Annotated in this window: 10 protein-coding genes; all 10 read right to left on the bottom strand. The window is 42.5% G+C overall.

Annotation, left to right across the window (positions count from 1 at the left end):
- Nucleotides 1–237 precede the first annotated feature (237 nt).
- Nucleotides 238–7,266: a T9SS outer membrane translocon Sov/SprA gene (gene sov, locus BW976_RS19870; protein ID WP_139332358.1), complete on the bottom strand. Its 7,029-nt coding sequence runs from the start codon at nucleotides 7,264–7,266 to the stop codon at nucleotides 238–240.
- A gap of 25 nt (nucleotides 7,267–7,291) precedes the next feature.
- Nucleotides 7,292–7,876, bottom strand: coding sequence for a Holliday junction branch migration protein RuvA (gene ruvA, locus BW976_RS19865; RefSeq protein WP_076375695.1), 585 nt, complete (start codon nucleotides 7,874–7,876; stop codon nucleotides 7,292–7,294).
- 86 nt (nucleotides 7,877–7,962) lie between these two features.
- Nucleotides 7,963–10,275, bottom strand: coding sequence for an NADP-dependent malic enzyme (locus BW976_RS19860; protein ID WP_076375748.1), 2,313 nt, complete (start codon nucleotides 10,273–10,275; stop codon nucleotides 7,963–7,965).
- Between the two features lie 175 nt (nucleotides 10,276–10,450).
- Complete coding sequence (locus BW976_RS19855) at nucleotides 10,451–11,680, bottom strand: lytic transglycosylase domain-containing protein (RefSeq protein ID WP_076375693.1); 1,230 nt, start codon at nucleotides 11,678–11,680, stop codon at nucleotides 10,451–10,453.
- 68 nt (nucleotides 11,681–11,748) lie between these two features.
- Entirely contained in the window at nucleotides 11,749–13,173 is a 1,425-nt protein-coding gene (gatA, locus tag BW976_RS19850) for an Asp-tRNA(Asn)/Glu-tRNA(Gln) amidotransferase subunit GatA (RefSeq protein WP_076375691.1), read from the bottom strand.
- 109 nt (nucleotides 13,174–13,282) lie between these two features.
- On the bottom strand, nucleotides 13,283–13,459 hold the full coding sequence (locus BW976_RS19845; RefSeq protein WP_076375689.1) for a Sec-independent protein translocase subunit TatA/TatB: 177 nt from the start codon (nucleotides 13,457–13,459) through the stop codon (nucleotides 13,283–13,285).
- A gap of 43 nt (nucleotides 13,460–13,502) precedes the next feature.
- Nucleotides 13,503–13,949 (bottom strand): Sec-independent protein translocase subunit TatA/TatB, encoded by a 447-nt coding sequence (locus BW976_RS28915; RefSeq protein WP_084192279.1) that lies wholly within the window; start codon nucleotides 13,947–13,949, stop codon nucleotides 13,503–13,505.
- Between the two features lie 59 nt (nucleotides 13,950–14,008).
- Entirely contained in the window at nucleotides 14,009–15,298 is a 1,290-nt protein-coding gene (locus BW976_RS19835) for a murein hydrolase activator EnvC family protein (RefSeq protein ID WP_076375687.1), read from the bottom strand.
- Nucleotides 15,299–15,315: 17 nt separating this feature from the next.
- The gene (locus tag BW976_RS19830) at nucleotides 15,316–16,107 is read right to left on the bottom strand and encodes a lipoprotein insertase outer membrane protein LolB1 (RefSeq protein WP_076375685.1); all 792 of its coding nucleotides are present in this window, start codon (nucleotides 16,105–16,107) and stop codon (nucleotides 15,316–15,318) included.
- Nucleotides 16,085–17,848, bottom strand: coding sequence for a tetratricopeptide repeat protein (locus BW976_RS19825; protein ID WP_076375683.1), 1,764 nt, complete (start codon nucleotides 17,846–17,848; stop codon nucleotides 16,085–16,087). The genes BW976_RS19830 and BW976_RS19825 overlap by 23 nt, the downstream gene beginning before the upstream one ends.
- Nucleotides 17,849–17,889 lie beyond the last annotated feature (41 nt).

The following is a 17,889-nucleotide window of genomic DNA, read 5'->3' as shown; positions in this document are numbered from 1 at the left end:
GCTGTTTGGTTAAGAGATAAAACGGCACAAAAATCGACCACTTTACATTCAAATATTTGATTATCAATAATTTAATACTTTTTAAAGTTTTCAAAACACATCAAAACCGTGTTAAAATTTGTTAAAAAGTGTTAAAATCGATGGTTATGAATCAATTTTAAAGCTTTTTCACCCCGTTTTTGAGCAGAAAAGTGTTAAAATTTAAGGTTTAAAAAGTTTTGGGGAAATTAGCCTGATCTATTGCAGCAACAATTTAAGGTTGATGCCAAAATTAGTATACGCAGTATTAAATGTTTGCGAGGTATATGGCTTGGTAATGTTTGAATCATAAAACAGGTTCAAATTAAACCGCTGGTTAATCACATAATCAATAGATGGCCGTACGGTAATATTTTGCGCACCTGATGATATTTCAGCTTCCTGCACATCGGCCCGGTATATCAGGGTTTTATTATCGCGCAGGGAGAAATCGAGCTTAAAGTTAACATCGTTATCCTTGCCAGGTCCGCTGAACCAGCCAAACGGGAAATGGAAATTTTTGGTATGATAACCAAAGCCAAATACAATGATACGCTCGTTTTGCTGAGCCAGCTGGCTATTAAGCAAGCTTAGGCTTAATGACCGGCTTTGCCTGTACTCTACATTGGTGGTCATGTTGTTCTTAAAGCGCATACTGGCGCCCAGTAAAGGCACAAACTGTTCAAAAATAGTTACCTGCGAAAACTGGTACTGGGGCAAAAAGTCGTTGTTAAGATCGCGTGAATTAACCGCACCGTTTGCTTCCTGGTATTGCAATAAGGAGGTAAAGCCGTTCACGTTGTAAGACGACCGGTAGCCATGGCTCAGATCAAACGAATCAAAAATATCCTGTAAAAACGGAATCTTACTCAAGCCATTATAAGTGATCTGCCAGTTAGGTATCGGGATAGACGGAAACTGTGAAAGATTGCTTTTAGCAGGATTTTTACCCGTATAGGCTGCCAGGAAAGCCGGCACCAATACATTCTGTGAATTTGGCCCGTAACCGTCGGCATAGCCATCGGTACTACCCGCGGAATTTGGATTTGTCGCCCCTAATTTTTTAGAGATAACGGCGCGGCTATCCAATAGCTTTTGATAAATAGGTGATGTATTATCAACCCCCGTTGTTTTTTTGAATGCGGTGGCAATAGTTAAAAACGATATACTGTAATTACCCGTAGTTACCGGGCTTAATGATTCAATACTGTTGGTTGTAGGGAGGTATTTAAAGTTGGCCTGGTAATTATGATCCTGTGTCTTAAAGGCTATAAGCTCAATGCGCAAATCCTTAATTGGTTCAATAATACCCCTGAAGTGCATATCCTCATTCATGGTGGTTACGTACAACTGGTTTTGCAAGGTATCCTTCGTGATCCAGCCATTGGCCACGGCTTTGGCCCGGATATCGGCCTGGCTACCCAGTAAAAATCCTAAACCAGGGGCCCCGGCATCTGAACCAAAAAAGCCCGACTGCGGCAAGTAGCCCGGTAAAAATATACCCTGCGTACGGGTATAAGTAGCGCTAAGGTTTTTAACGCTGGTCAACAACCCTATCAGGAAGCCATCAATACCCGTTTTGGTATTGTTAGGATTATTAGCCTTACGTATGAACGGGAATTTATTGTACAGGGCCACCATATTTAATGTTGGATTTAGCTGTATAGCCCTGGAGTTTTGTATACTGTTACCCACATCGTAAGTAGGATCATTAATAGCGAACAGGGGCTGAGTTTGCCAGTTAAAATGCGCGCTGTATCGGGCTACCGTAGTTATCCAGTCCATACCCGGTATTTTGGCGAACGGCACATTATAGTTAAAGTTGATGGTGTGATTATAGTTAGTGGTACGCCCCAGTTTTTTCAGATTGTCCCACAGGGTATCCCGTTTTAAACCATTGATACGTCCAGCAGGCTCATCAACCACCGACAAGTTAGTCGCATCGATATCCATTTGTAATGACTTGGAAAGATTCCAGCCGATACCGTAAACCCGGGTAATGTTAAAATATTTATTGAACGTGGTTGTTGGTACAGGGATAAAGTTATTAGGGTCATTATCCCGCAGGGTATTTTCAGAATAAAAACGGTCAAAATTGATACTCAGGTTTAATCTCGAAGGGAGAATGCTGAAATTGATATCGCGGAAAAGTGCCAGCAGGTTACTCTTAATGATCTTAGCAAACGGACTATAGTATTTGGGTTGATTGGTATAATTATAAGCCAGCGTCAAATTGTATGTTTTTTCCAGGTCATTTTGAGTTACAAAATCATGATGCGTGTACTCTGTATAGGCATAGGAGGCATTCAGATTTTCTACATCCCATAAATGGTTGGGAGCGTTCGGGTCTGTTCTTGCTTTGTGTACGTTGGTGAAGTTGATACTTCTTCGTAGAGTATAATCAACAGCGGCATTACGTATAGAATCGCGTTCCTGACTCGAGGTTGCTGCAGCTAATGATGCCTTGAGTTCCACATCGGGCGCGCCGGGGTCATACTGCGGCATACTCGTTTGCTTTGACACATTGACATAAGTTGGTATATGGATACCGCTTTTAGCTGGGAAGAATTTTCCCAACTCCATATTGGCGGATACATCATAAGTTTGGTCGTCGCTGCGGCTCCTGTCATTTAAGCGGGAATCAAGGGTACCAAAACCAACGGTAGTTTTGGTACCTGCTATAGTAATATCGGCAAAATCGGCAAGCTTAGCATCAAACCGTGCCGTTGCAGCCCAGCCACCACGCTGGTCAAAGTCGGTTAACCTTAGCTCGTCAAACCAAACAATACCTGTTTTATCCAGCCCATCGTCAATGTTTGACGGTTGCGCGCCTTTATAAGGGTTACGTACACCCAGCATAACCGTACGTAACTTGCTCAGATCTGGCTGACCTTTGATATAAACTGTTTGATTTCCTTCCACGTATTTAAACACCTGGTTGTAGGGTACATTGGAGTGATTCCGTTTAAGCTTGGCACGGGTTAACAGATCCAGCTCCAGATCTATCGAGTTAGCGGCAGGCCATATGGCATCCGGATCGCGGGTACCGGGTAACGTAACCTTTAAAGGTACCTGATATTCATAGTAGTTATCCTGGTAATCAACCCCTAAACGGATAAAGGCATTCAAATCATTATCCTTCAGCTGATCGCCTTCGGCGTGTACAAACATTTGCAGGCGCTTATAGGAGCGCAAATCATTAAAAAAGGTTTTGAAGGCAGCCCTTGAATAACCATCGCGCAGGTTTTTTATGTCTAACGAAAGCGATTGCTCGTTTAGTTTTGTATCTGTTTGCAGGTTATTATAGTTACGCTGACGATTAATGCCCGGTGGCACCACATAAGGTATAGGTGTGCGGTTACCGTTTTGCTCAATACTCACCGCCTGTACGTCAAGCGTAGAGTTGTCAATCGGTGGATTTGGAATAGCCGGGTCGGCAATTACATTCAGTGGGTTTCTTTCGACATTAAAAGTACGCCACTCGCCGCGAACCAGTTGCAGGGTAGCGAAACGTAGTATGGCGGTATCGGCAAAGTTGGTCATGAACATCCGCATAAAACGGATGGCTTTAAAATCCTGAATGTTACCTACCTGGGCCTGATAATCGGTTATGGGTATCCTGAACTGGTACCAGTTAACCATTTGCGTACTGCCGTTGGCCAGTTTTACAGAAGCGGTAACCTTATCACTGATATTATTTTGGCCAACTACCATATCCCCGGGACGTATGGATACTTTGTACTGGAAGTAAGAATCTTCCTGGCTCATGTTATTATCACGGTTGATATCTTCGCCGTCGGGCAGCGAGGTGGCTGCGGAGTTTTGTATTCCAAGTTCGGCTTGTGATTGTTCGGCTGTTTTGGAGTTGCCGTCGGTGCCGTTGTATTTACTATAACGATCTAAGATACCGGCCCTGGCCTGATCCAGATCACGCCCCTGATAATACTGATAATCATCAGAAGAAGGGTCGGCCGAGAAATTGTTGGCCGCCTGCGTGTTTAACCGGCTGGTTACCTGTTGTACGATAGGGGCAAATTTCGTTTTTTCGTCGGCGTCATTTAAGCCATCTAAACCCACATCTTGCAACCTGCGCGAATCCGGGTTATTATCAAAGGCATTTATTACCGGTTGCAATTTGGATACACGCCCCCAGTTGGTTTCGTCAACCTGCGACAGATCGCCATTAACGGGTAAGGCGTTCTCTAAACTTTTACGTCCGTCTTTTAGTATATCTTCGGATATGCTACCCAGGTTAAAATACAAATCGCCACCGGCGGAGTTTGGTTTGTAGATAAAAGGATCCATCACCCAAAACTCAATGTATGACACGTTTAATGATTCAAAATCATTGGTATCCATTTTCCTGAACATACCTCCCCAGCGTGTTTTTGGGTTTTGCAGTGTACCATCGTTATTGATACCATTGGTGGTATAGTTATAAGGCCCGCGCACCGTTGGATAAAAGGCCAGGTTAAGTGTGGCAATGCTTAATTGCTGCCCGGTAGCAGGCTGTTTGAAAGGAAATACTTCCTGCTCGATGATCTGTCTTACATAATGGTTCGAAAGCTCAGCCTTTGATATAGGGATACTGCCGGTATTGGTATAAAATATAGGGTCGATATTATAAAATGCAAGCCTGGCCCTATTGTAGCCATAGCTCAAATCATTAAATAATGCGGACTCGGGAAAGAGCTGTGGTGTACCTGATATTTGCCAGGTATTGGCACTTTTTACGTCAATTACCGACTGGCTGTTTTCAAAATCATCCAGATAGGAAGTACCATTTTTTGAGCCGGCAAAGTTCAGAGCGCTTGGGCTGCCGGGCAGCAATTGCGCAAACTCACCCGAGAAATTTATAGACGACGGAACTTTGGTATGAATAAACGGGATCTTATCAACCAGCCGCGTGAGCAATCGTGATTCTGAGCTATAATTAGCGTCAAAACCCCATATGGTATTGGATATGGACTCCTGCCCGGCAACTTCATTCTGGTTTAGAGGCTGTTCTGTAAGGTGCATAATGGTACCTCCCAGGGCTAGTTTATCATTTACGTGGTAATCAAGCCTCGATCCATATAATGATTTTTGCTGTACACCAAACAACTCGTTATTTTCCAGTTTAACCGTAATGGGTTGTCCTGATGATAACAGGGCCTGATTCAATATCCGGATACGGCCAGAGTTGTAATCAACGGTGTAATCATTACCTTCCTGCAGCTTTAAAGAGCCTGCAGTTACATTAACAGATCCCTGCGGAATGTTCACCGCGTTAAGCTGGTACTCCGACCCTCCCGTTGAGGTATAGGTACCCTTGATCACATAACGGTTTAAATTGGGAAAGTACTGTTGTGCAATGGTTTTGGTTGAATCATACAGGGGCTGGTATACATACCGTTTAGCAAGATCAGACTCACCAGGTAAAAACTTTTTATTCAGATCGGAACCAAAAGGCTCCAGAACCGGGAACATGATCCGGCCATTTTGTGAATCGATAGTGATCCCCTCTAAAAAGTCAAAATAGCCGTCGGGCTGGAGGTTATTCTGCTGGTTGAGATTATCGAGGTCTGTTATCTGTAGCCAGAGCTTTCCTTTGGTGTTTTGTCCCTCCTCCATCACCGTTTTCTCGATGCCCGATTTGTCATCAAGTCTGGTAACGGTAAGTTTAAAATCGGTAGGGCTCACCTGGAAAGCTCCCAATGAATAAATATTCTTCATCATCAGTTTCCAGGTTGGTAAATTGGTTTTCAGCAATTCACCTTTTAGTAATTTTACATATAACACTTTGGGTGTATTGGGATCAACCGCTACATCACTGCTAAACTCACCCACCTGGTATTGTTGTCCGTTAACCGTGTACTGGTAAGCTACCGCCAGTACCTCATCATTATTCAAAGGGTAATTGAGCGATATATATCCTAACTGCGGATGCAGGGTATATTCCTTATCAGTAAGCTTACGGGCATAAGTAAGCTTTGAGTAGTTATCGGTACCGGAGGTACTTCCGCTTTGAAAATAGTTGGCTATCGCGTTTGAATTGGTCTGGCGCGCATCTGCCGGTATAATGTTTAATAAATTATTTGACTGTTGTGCAAATCCAGGTCCTTTAAAACCTGCCGGATAAACGCTGCCACCGCCAGTTACCTTTGTATTAAACGGCTTATTTTCTCCAAGGTCGAGGAAAGCCAATATATCCCTTGAATCGGTAGTAACGTTGGTACGGTTGGTTGTCCAAACTTCAATTTTGGTAATATTGACATTGGAGCTGATAATAGGGATCTTCGATAGTGCCTTATCATAATTATCACGAAAATACTGCGATAAAAAGAAGTGTTTATTGGCTTCATAATCAGCCGGTGTTACCCGGAATTCTCCTTGCTGCGAACCATTGGTTATAGTAATGGTTTTGGATTGCGATCGCTGTTGCGATAAAATACTGGTTACATCCAGGCGGCCAAACTTTAGTTTAGTTTTAAGGCCAAACAAAGCCTGGCTGCCCGTGATAAGCGTGGTATTCAAGGGCATACTTACCGTACCAGCCTCTACCTTTTGAATGATCTCATCCGGCGATCCGGTGTAATCCAATTTTATCTGGTTATCAAACTGAAACTGCGCGTCGGTATTATAATTAGTGGTTATTTTTAACTTATCGCCTATGTTTCCGGTTACGTTTAACTGTATCTTTTGATCGAAATTAAAATTAAACTGGTTACGCTGCCTGGTATTAAACAGTGGGTTCTGGTTTTGATTGAGTTGACCGGCCAGTATCATTTCTGCCGATCCCTGTGGTCTTATATCAATAGTTTGGCCACCAAAAATCTGTTCAAAAGTGCGGCTGCGTACTTTGATAGATGGTATAAAACCCGGTTGCTGAGAAGCATAAGCATAATTATCGGCCAGTTGCTGATAATATATACGTTGATTTGATTTGCTTTTTAATTTTAAATATTGTGCAAATGTTAAATATTGCGGTGGGCGATATAATAAGTTACCAACTCTTTCATACAATATATACCTGTTTGTTGTAGGGTCGTATTCAACTGTCCGGATGAGATTGGGAGGATCAGGATCAAAAATACCTTCCCTGACCCTGAGGCTTTTAGGTTCAGTTAAGTTAACGGGAGTACCCACAGGTGTTGTATCTCTTTTAGCACCTGTAACGCGTTGTTGTGCATACACACTCCCCAGCCCACTAAATGCCAAAATAAACAACACACTTATAATAATATTATAAGTAAATATTTTTATCAAAGGTCAAGTTAGAATTTGTACGTAATTATAGAGTTTTTAACGCAAACTTTATAAGCTGTTCTACGGTTAAATCTCCATTATTTTTATTGATCTCCTGATCCAATACCTTCTCTGCAGCATTACGTGCAAAGCCAAGCATAACAAGTGCGGAGAGCGCCTCGTCCTTAACTGTTTTGCTTACAGGCACAACGGTTAAGGTATCAGGACCTTCTTTACGTAACTTATCTTGCAGCTCCAATATAATACGTTGTGCCGATTTTGGACCTATGCCTTTAATACGTTGTATTAAAGCAACATTGCCGCTAACAATAGCTGCTTGTATTTCGGCTGGGGTAATTGATGATAACATCATTCGCCCCGTATTAGGTCCTATGCCGGATATGGATACCAGGTGTAAGAACAAGCGACGCTCACCGTCATCTGCAAAACCATATAAAGTGAGCGCATCCTCTTTTACGTACTGCCAGATAAATAGTTTACAATTTTCTACTTCACCTAACCTTGAATATGTATTTAACGATATATTAATGTGATAGCCAATGCCCCCTGCGTCTATTACAACATGCGAAGGACTTTTGAATACCAGTTTGCCACTAATATAATCGTACATAATATTATTATTTTTTCAGATTTGTGGTTCGGGGCTCGAGGTTCGGGAAAAACTCGAACCTGAAACCAGGAACCGCGAACCTGAATTTATTTTCCTTTAAGTTTATCAAAAATACCTTTTGGCTTGCTGGCTTCGGCTTTTTCCTGGGCATCAACAACCGCTATAGTGATCATATTTACAATTTCGCGAACCGAGCTGCCCAGTTGCAATACGTGTACTGGCTTTTTCATGCCCAGCAATATAGGCCCTACAGCTTCGGCTCCGCCAATTTCCTGCAATAGCTTATACGCAATATTGCCCGATTCCAGGTTAGGAAATATCAGGGTATTAGCCGGTTTTCCGTTTAAAGTTGAAAATGGAAAATTATCAGCCAGCAAATCGGAATTCAGAGCAAAGTTGGCCTGCATATCACCGTCGACAACCATATCCGGGCATTGCTTATGTAGCAATTTCACCGTTTCCCTTGTTTTTTCGGGAATAGGGCCATCATTTGAACCAAAGTTAGAGTACGATAATACGGCTACCCGAGGGTTAATATTGAACTGTTTTACAGAGCGTTCTATCAGCACGGTGATGTCTACCAATTCCTGTACAGTTGGGTTTTCGTTCACGGTAGTATCGCCAAAAAATACGGGGCCTTTCTGGGTGATCATCATATACATACCAGCTACCCGGTTCACGCCATCTTCGGTACCAATAATTTGCAAAGCTGGTTTAATGGTAGGAACATAGTTTTTGGTTAGGCCCGATATCAAAGCATCGGCTCTGCCAAACTGTACCATGCAGGCTCCATAGTAGTTACGGTCGCTTAGCATTTTGCGGGCCTCAAATAAGGTCACCCCTCTGCGCTGACGTTTTTGATACAGGAATTCCGCATACTCCTCCATGTTTTCACATTTCACACGCGGGTCAATAATCTGCACATCGCCGAGGTCAAGATCATTCTCGCGCATGATACGCCTGATCTTGTCTTCGTTACCCAGTAATATCGGCGTAGCTATCCCCTCTTCTTTTACAATTTGGGCCGATCTTAATATTTTGTAATTATCAGCTTCGGCAAAAACCACACGTTTAGGGTTTTGCTTGGCTTTATTGGTGAGATTACGCAGCAATTTATCATTGGTGCCCAATCTTGATCGTAGTTCTTCATAATAAGCCTCCCAATCGGTTATCGCTTTACGGGCAACGCCCGACTCCATAGCCGCCTTAGCAACCGCGGACGATACCTCAACGATGAGCCTTTGATCCATCGGTTTTGGAATAATGTAATCCCTTCCGAATTTAAGGTTGGTGGTATTATAAGCCAGATTCACCGCTTCCGGAACCGGCTTTTTAGCCATTTCGGCAATAGCATGGGTAGCTGCTATTTTCATGGCTTCGTTAATGGCAGTTGCCCTTACATCAAGCGCTCCTCTGAAAATATAGGGGAAACCCAATACGTTATTCACCTGGTTAGGAAAATCAGAACGACCAGTAGCCATAATGATATCATCGCGGGTTTGAACCGCCAGGTCATAATCAACCTCAGGAACCGGGTTGGCCATCGCAAATACAATAGGCTTTTTAGCCATCGACTTTAACATATCGGCATCAACTACATTTGCTGCAGAAAGACCAACAAACACGTCGGCATTTTTCATCGCATCTGCCAGTGTTTTGATATCGGTACGGGTGGTAGCAAATTCCAGCCTGATATCGTCTAGGTCGGTACGCTCCGGTGTCAACAAACCGTTGATATCAAACATCACCAGGTTCTCTTTTTTTACACCTAGTGAAAGGTACATTTTGGTGCAGGATACAGCAGCAGCGCCGGCACCGTTAACCACCATCTTTATCTTATCCAACTTTTTACCTTGTATCTCGCAGGCATTCATTAAAGCTGCACCAGATATAATGGCTGTACCATGCTGATCATCGTGCATCACCGGAATGTTCATTTCGGCTTTAAGCCTGCGCTCAATCTCGAAACAGGTTGGGGCAGATATATCTTCCAGGTTAACGCCGCCAAAGGTTGGTTCAAGCGCTTTTACTATAGTTACAAACTCATCTACACTTTTAGCATTTACCTCCAGGTCAAACACATCAATATCAGCATAAATCTTGAACAACAGTCCTTTCCCTTCCATTACCGGCTTGCTGGCTTCAGGGCCTATATTACCCAAGCCCAATACCGCGGTACCGTTACTGATAACGGCCACCAGGTTCCCCTTAGCGGTATATTTATATACATCTTCTACATTTTCTGCTATACGAAGACAAGGCTCGGCAACACCCGGCGAATACGCCATAGTGAGGTCGCGTTGCGAATTGGTTGGTTTGGTAGGTACTACCTGTATTTTTCCCGGACGCCCCTGTGAGTGGTAGTTTAAGGCGTCCTGTTTACGGTTGTTCTTGTTCATTTTCTCAAAATTCAAGCGCTCAAAATTACAATTCTTTTTATGGTAACCCGAATAAAAAAGCCCGGCTTTGAAATGCATCAAAACCGGGCCCCTCATATTCAGGCATTTAATCTTTTTTCACTATCAATTTCATTTATCAGGACAGGCTAATACGCCTAAAGCTCCTGCACTTCAATTATAAAACCTTTTTGGCATGCGTGCTAACTGCCGCGCTTGTTGAAGTATCATCGCCATTATTTACTTTAATACTTACTCCAACCGGAGCCCGGTTACTTTTCAAATGGTTCCAAACTTTCAGGTCCTGTACTTCAACCCCATACTTATCGGCAATGGAAGTCAGCGTCTCCCCTTTTCTAACCCGGTGACGGCTAGGCATCTTGCCTTCAGGTTTATTATCAGCGTAGGAAGCGTAAGTTACTTTTGGTTCTGGGGCAACAGCATCACCACCATTTAGCACATTATATAAAACGGCATAATTCTCCTTGGGAACCTGCGGCAGGATCAACCTGCGCGGCAACGCCGGTGAACCGTTAACTATTAACCTTCTGTAAGCCGGATTGAGAATAGCCAACTCACTAATATTTACTTTAAGCGCCTGTGATATACTACTTAAGGCAACATATTTTTTCACCATAACTGTATCTGTTTTCAGTGAAAAATTACAAGCCTGCGGAACAATGTTATGCTTATTAAAATAATGCATTACATAATTCATGGCTATAAAAGCGGGTACATAACCACGGGTTTCAGAAGGCAGGTACTGACGGGCGCTCCAAAAATCATTCGCACCTGCCTTTTCAACAGCGCGTTCTACATTGCTTTTACCGCAATTGTACGATGCTATGGCTAAAAGCCAATCGCCAAATTCCTGGTAGGCATCTTTTAGATAAGCTGCAGCGGCGTAAGTGGCTTGTATAGGATCGCGGCGTTCGTCAACATAGCTATCCATATTTAAGCCATACAATTTAGCGGTTGTAAACATAAACTGCCACGGACCAGTTGCACCTACCCTTGATACCGCATTAGGATCAAGTTTTGACTCCACTATCGAAAGGAATTTTATCTCTTCGGGTATACCGGCATCGCGGAAAGCCTTTTCGTAAATAGGGAAATAATATTTAGAAAGACCTATCACCTGTCCCATCTCGTCGCGGTTTTGCATGTACAGGTCTATATAGCTTTGTACATACTCATTATACTCCAAGGGGATATCTTTGCTGATAGAATCTAACCGGCGCTCATAAATGCCTCTTAACGGCGCGGGGCCTACAGGCTGGACAACAGCTTTCCTCAGGATGGTATCCTGTGCAATATTGGGCCATTGAAATTTTGATTTAGAAGAAGCGTTTGCGTAAACAATTTGCAGTAATAAAAAGCAGATGGTAAGCGTAAATAGTTTCTTCATTCTTTAGGGATTTAAATTAACCAAAGCCTATAACCAACACCGGTTATTTTACTAAATTATTAATTTTTTTAAAGTTCAAGGAAATATTTTGAAAAATTCAACAGTTCCTGTTCGTTAAAATGCTTAGCAAGCAATTGTAAACCTAACGGCAAACCCTTGCTATTATTGCCAACAGGCAACGAAATAGCTGGCACACCCGCTAAGGATGCTTGTACAGTAAAAATATCAGAAAGATACGTTACTACCGGGTCTTTTTCTTCTTTACCTATAGCAAACGCGGGTTCCGGAGCTGTGGGTACCAGTATAAAATCGTATTCATTTAGTATCTGGTCGGTTTTTTCCCTGATCAACCGGCGCACCTTCTGAGCTTTGGCATAATAGGCATCATAATAACCGGCACTCAGTACAAATGTGCCCAACATGATACGGCGTTTTACTTCTTTGCCAAAACCTTCGGACCGGGAACGCTTATAGGTTGATTGCAGATCATCTGCCGAAGGGCTGCGGTAACCATAATGCACTCCATCATACCGGGCCAGGTTTGATGAAGCCTCGGCCATAGCCAAAATATAATAAGCAGGCACCAGGTAGTCTAATTGCTCAAAAGCGATTGGGGTTACTGTATGACCATCAGCACGGAGTTTATCAATATACTTTACCAGTACATCTTTTACCTCAGCATCAACACCGGGGCTGGAAATGGCTTCCTGTAAATAGGCTATCTTCTTTTTACCTGTTTTTTCGATATGAGCAGAAAATGCAGGTACTTCTTGTTGAGCCAGGGTACTGTCATAATCATCGGGACCTGCCATTACTTCCAGCAGCAAAGCAGCATCCTCTACCGACCTGGTGATAGGGCCAACCTGGTCAAATGACGAGGCGAAAGCGATAATACCATGCCTGGAAACACGACCATAGGTAGGTTTTAAACCGATAACCCCACAAAACGAAGCAGGTTGCCTTACCGACCCTCCGGTATCCGTACCGATAGCCGCATGGCACATGTTGGCCTGCACAGCAACCGCAGAGCCACCTGATGAGCCGCCTGAAACCTTAGTTTCATCGGCCATGTTTTTTACCGGGCCGAAATAGGATGTTTCGTTAGCACCGCCCATGGCAAACTCATCACAATTACAACGGCCTATAATAATTGCATCTTCGGCCAATAAGCGCTCAACAATAGTTGATGAATAAATGGAGGTGAAATCTTTTAATATTTTTGAGGAGGCACTTACCTGGTGCCCTTTATAGCAGATGTTATCTTTTATAGCGATAACCATTCCGGCCAGTTTGCCGGCTGTACCGTTTTTTATACGGTCGTCAACGTTTTTTGCGTTGATCAGTGATTCTTGCTCAAACACCTCGTTAAAGGCATTTAAATGAGCATTCTTTTTTATTTGATCCAGATAATTTTTTACCAGTCCTTCAACGGTAATTTCCGCACGTTGCAGCCCACTCCTTATTTCACTTAAAGAGGAATAAAATTTAGCCATGGGGCTAAAATAAAAAACTTATCTGTTGAAATAAGAAATAATTCAACAGATAAGTTTATATCCTAGTAAAAGCAGCAAAAAGAGCTAAACCAATTAATACCAAATAGTATTAAACTTTAGGTTTCTCTTCAGTTGAAGTTGTATTATTTTCGCCGTTTTGCGCGTCTTTAAATTCTTTAACGCCTTTTCCTAAACCCCTCATTAGTTCAGGTATTTTTTTACCGCCAAACAATAAAAGTATTGCAATGATGATCAGAATGATTTCTGGTGCGCCTAATCCACCCATGATTTTTAAGTTTTATGTTATGTAAATATTATTATGACTTGTGTTATTCGTGTTCTGTTTTAACAGGATCTGCGGTTGTTTTCTTAGTCAGATCAATGTGTGTTTCCGCTACCGGCTCACTTTCATGGGTACTTACGTAAGTATCCGAGATAGGGATTGTATTGGGCACCGTATTTTCTATACCATGAATAGGGTGCTTCACTTCATTATCCTCCGCAGTAGTGGTGGTTGCGTGTTCTGCAGTATTTTCTTCAGCAAGCGGGGTATCTTTTACCGTTGTTTCGGTTTTCTTTTCCTCGTAGTTGTTGATCTGGTTGTTGATTTCACGTTTTACATCCTCAGATGCATCTTTAAAATCACGGATGCCTTTGCCTAAACCGCGTGCCAGCTCAGGTAGTTTATCACCTCCAAAAAGCATTAATGCTGCAAAAAGTATCAGTACCATCTCGCTCGTACCAATATTTAAAAATAAAAAAACTGAACTTAGCATAGCATTTAAATTAAGGTTACAAATATATACAATTAAAATTTCATAAAGTTCATAACTAATTAGTTAGGTGCCAGCCACGTTTTAGGATTGGTTGGATCTTTCACTTTATAAATTTCAAAGTGAACTTCCGTTTCCCCGGTCGACGAATCTGTCGCCACCGTTCCTAATGTTTGCTTAGTACTAACTTTTTGGCCCCTGGCCACACTAACCGACCGTAAATTGGCATACACCGTAAAATACTCCCCGTGAACTATCATCACCAGGTAAGTTCCACTTACGTCAACCACCCGCACAACCGTGCCATCAAATACAGCTCTTACCGAACTTCCCGGATTAGTTTTTATATCTATACCGGTACTTTCACTTTTTATTCCCTCGGGCGTGGTATACATACCAAAACCCTGGGTTATTACTCCATTGGAAACCGGCCATGGCAAACGACCGCGGTTACCCAAAAAGTCATTTGACAACTTAGCCGCTTCAGGTGTCGCGTTCAACACACTCGACTCACTCCGTACCACTGGTTTGGCCGGAGCTACCGGAGCGGGCCTGTTTTCGGCCTTTGCTTTAGCTGCCGCTATCCTGGCGGCCTCTCTTGCTTCTGCCTCGGCCTTGCGCCGGGCTTCCTCAATTTCCCTGCGGATAGTTGAGGCAATTTCCCTGTTGGTTTTGGCAATTTTTGCCTGAACCTCCCGTTGCTGCTGTTTAAGCTGCCCTTCGTGCTGCGACAGGTCGCTTACTACTTTTACCTGGTTGTTTTTTTCTTTACCAAGCGTTTCTTTTTCCTTTTGCTGATCGGCCAGCAGGTTACTTTTTTCCTGCTTGTTTTTATCCAGCTCGTTTATTTTTACGTGCAGTTCTTTTTGGGTTCCCTGTATATAACCCGCCTGCCGCTCGCGATAGGTACCAAACTGCTGTAAATATTTTAATCGTTTATAGGCCTGGTTAAAATCTCTCGAAGCAAAAATGAACATCAGCTTATTGTAAGCACTTTGATTGCGATAAGCAAAAAGTATCATGGCTGCGTATTCCTTTTTTAGCTGGTCAAGCTGATTTTGTAAACTATGTACGGTATTATTGCTCTCTGAGATTTGGTTATCTAAATTTCTTACCTCCGAGTTGATGATATTTATTTTCTCTTCCCTCAGGTTTATCTGCGCTTTTAACAAACTCAGCTGTTTTAAAGTAGCTCTTTTATTTTGCGAGGTTTCCTGGTAATCTTTATTCAGTTGTTCCAGTTCTTCTGATAATTTATCACGTCTGCGTTTTAACTCCTGGCTGCTTTGAGCATGCACATCAACCGCTATAAATACCGCTATTATAAAAAATACTGCTTTTAAAAACTTCATCAAACAAACATAATTAATTATTTGGCCGGCTCGTAATTAGCAGGGATATTGAATGGATATTCCTGCTGCACGTCAAAGTCGGCCTTTGTATAATGCAAATTAACCTGTATTTTTTTATCTTTTACTACTGATGCGATATCTATTTGTGATGGCATAACGCGATTAGTGGCCTGGATAAAGCTATTGTTGGTCACCTGCAGCGATTGCCCTTCACTTTGATTGGACAAATTTGTTTGTGTAACTTTCAAATCGGCACCTAAAACCAGTTTATACAGCAAATCCTGTAGACTACCGCTCAGGGTGGTGTTACCATCGGCGTTAGTTAGCTCGGCCTTTTCATTCACTAATTCAGGTACGGCATTACCAATCAGCAATGACTCCAGCGTTTTATAGTTAACCTGGGTGCTGGCATATTTATATACATAGCTAAAAGGCTTACGTAGATACACACCCTGCAAACGGTTGATGAGCAAGATGCTGTCAGGTGTGATCAGTGCACGGGCGGCCTCAACCCCCAAAATGGCAGTAATGGAAACCCATATCCTCTTATCGCGCTCAATACGGATGTTGAGGGTAACATCATTACTGTTACCATTAATATTGAGCTTGGTTTTTGCTTTACCCGAAAAGGTGTTAAAGTTCACCTGCTTTGCCCTGATAGCATTTAGCTTACTGCTCATTTTATTATCAACAGGCTTTGCCGATGAATCGGCTTTACGGGCTACCAAAACCTGTTTACGGGCTTTACAGCTCACCATAACCAACAGGCAGCACACTATTAATAACTTACTCGCTATATTTTTTCTCATTTATTTTACGGTCTAATACCGGCGATTGACCGCCGTTACTTTTAGCTTTTTTCCAGTTTTCTACGGCCTCATCTATACTACCAAGGTAAAACAAAATATCACCATAGTGCTCATATTGAGCAGCGCTATTCGTTTTATCATGCGCCAGTGCCTTCAACATCCACACCTTTGCATCAGCATATTTCTTTTGCTTAAAAAGCACCCAGGCATACGTATCTTCAAACGACGCGGTGTTGGGCTGAAGCTCATTGGAACGAGCTGACATTTGCGCGGCTTTATCCAGTTGCTCACTTCTTAACGATAAATAATAGGCATAATTGTTTAATGTAAACGCATTATCCGGATTATAGCTTAACGCCTTATCATAAGCCTCGTCGGAACTTTTGTTATCTTTAACACTATGATAACAATCGCCCAATAACGAAAAGCTCAGCGAAAGTAAATCCTTATCCTGAATTTCTAATGAAGTTGCATTTGTAGCGTAATTAAGCGCTTTTTTATACTCTTTTTTCTGCGCCCAGGCTACCCCTACCATATAGTTCATCCAACCCTGGTTGGGGAATAACGAAAGCGCGTTTTCGCCATCCTTTATGGTAGCGTCTATATCATTTTCGCTCAGTTCAACCCGTACCAGTTGCTCGTGTACAATGTATACCTGTTCATTCAACTGAATTGATTTCTTGTAAGCAGCTTTGGCCTCTTTTAATTTGGTGTTTTGCAACAGCATATCGCCATAAATAGCATAAGCTTTGGCGTCGGCAGGGTGTGCTACCGTTAAAAGCCGGCTTAGTTCAAGTGCACTGGCTTTAGCATTAGGCTCAGGAAATTTGGGGAAGTACCCGCTAATGATATTTACTTTTTGGTCGATACTCACATCGGGGTTTGCAAACGCCAGCATCAATTCATTAAAGCAGGCATCGTTATTTTTTTTGTCGCGGTAAACATCGGCCAGGGCCAAATGTACCATACCGTTATTATTATCTTGTTTTTCGGCCTGTAGTAAAACTTTTAAGGCCTTATCATTCAATCCATTTGAATTATAAATTTCGGCCAGCAAGAGGTAATAACGCATCTGGCCCGGATTATCCACAATAGCCTTCTCCAGTTCAGCTGCTGCCTTGTCGATCTTGCCTTGTTTTAAATAGATCTTTTGCCGGCTTGCCAAAATATCATCGCTGGGCCCATTAATTTTTTCCAGCTGATCATACACTTTAAGGGCATCATCATATCTTTTTAAAATGAGATAGGCATTGGCTTTATCAAAATAATAATCAGGCTTATCCGGATTGATCCTGATGAGTTGATTAAATACATTTTCGAGCTTGTCAATGGCATTGGTTTTTTCATAATCATCTGCCAAAGCCACCCAATACCATTCATTATCCGGACTAAGAGCAACTGCTTTCTCCAATAAAGGCCGCGCCCCGGCATAATCATTCTGCTGCCGTTTCAGGTTAGCCAACTCAAACATCGAAGCGTCGTTTGTAGGATCGGCCTGCAATATACGCTCAAACATTTCACCTGCCCGTTTGGAGTTTTCGATGGTTTTTTCGCGTATGGCTGAGAAAAAAAGCTGCTTCACCATCATACTGTCGGCCTGACTCATCGGCTTGGCCGAGGTTACCTTTTGCGCGCTTGCTTTGAGAGGCAGGAAACAAGAGCCAAGAAACAAGATAGTCACTACATAATTGATGCCTGCCTTGATCATGTTTTTGTTATACCTTAATTCCAACTCATTCATGCTTTGTTGTTTTCTTGTCTTTATATCTTGATTCTAACTTC

Source organism: Mucilaginibacter lappiensis (assembly GCF_900155965.1).
Taxonomy (GTDB): Bacteria; Bacteroidota; Bacteroidia; order Sphingobacteriales; family Sphingobacteriaceae; genus Mucilaginibacter; species Mucilaginibacter lappiensis.
The sequence above is the reverse complement of the archived record's forward strand: the minus strand, read 5'-3'. Positions and strand labels throughout refer to the sequence as shown.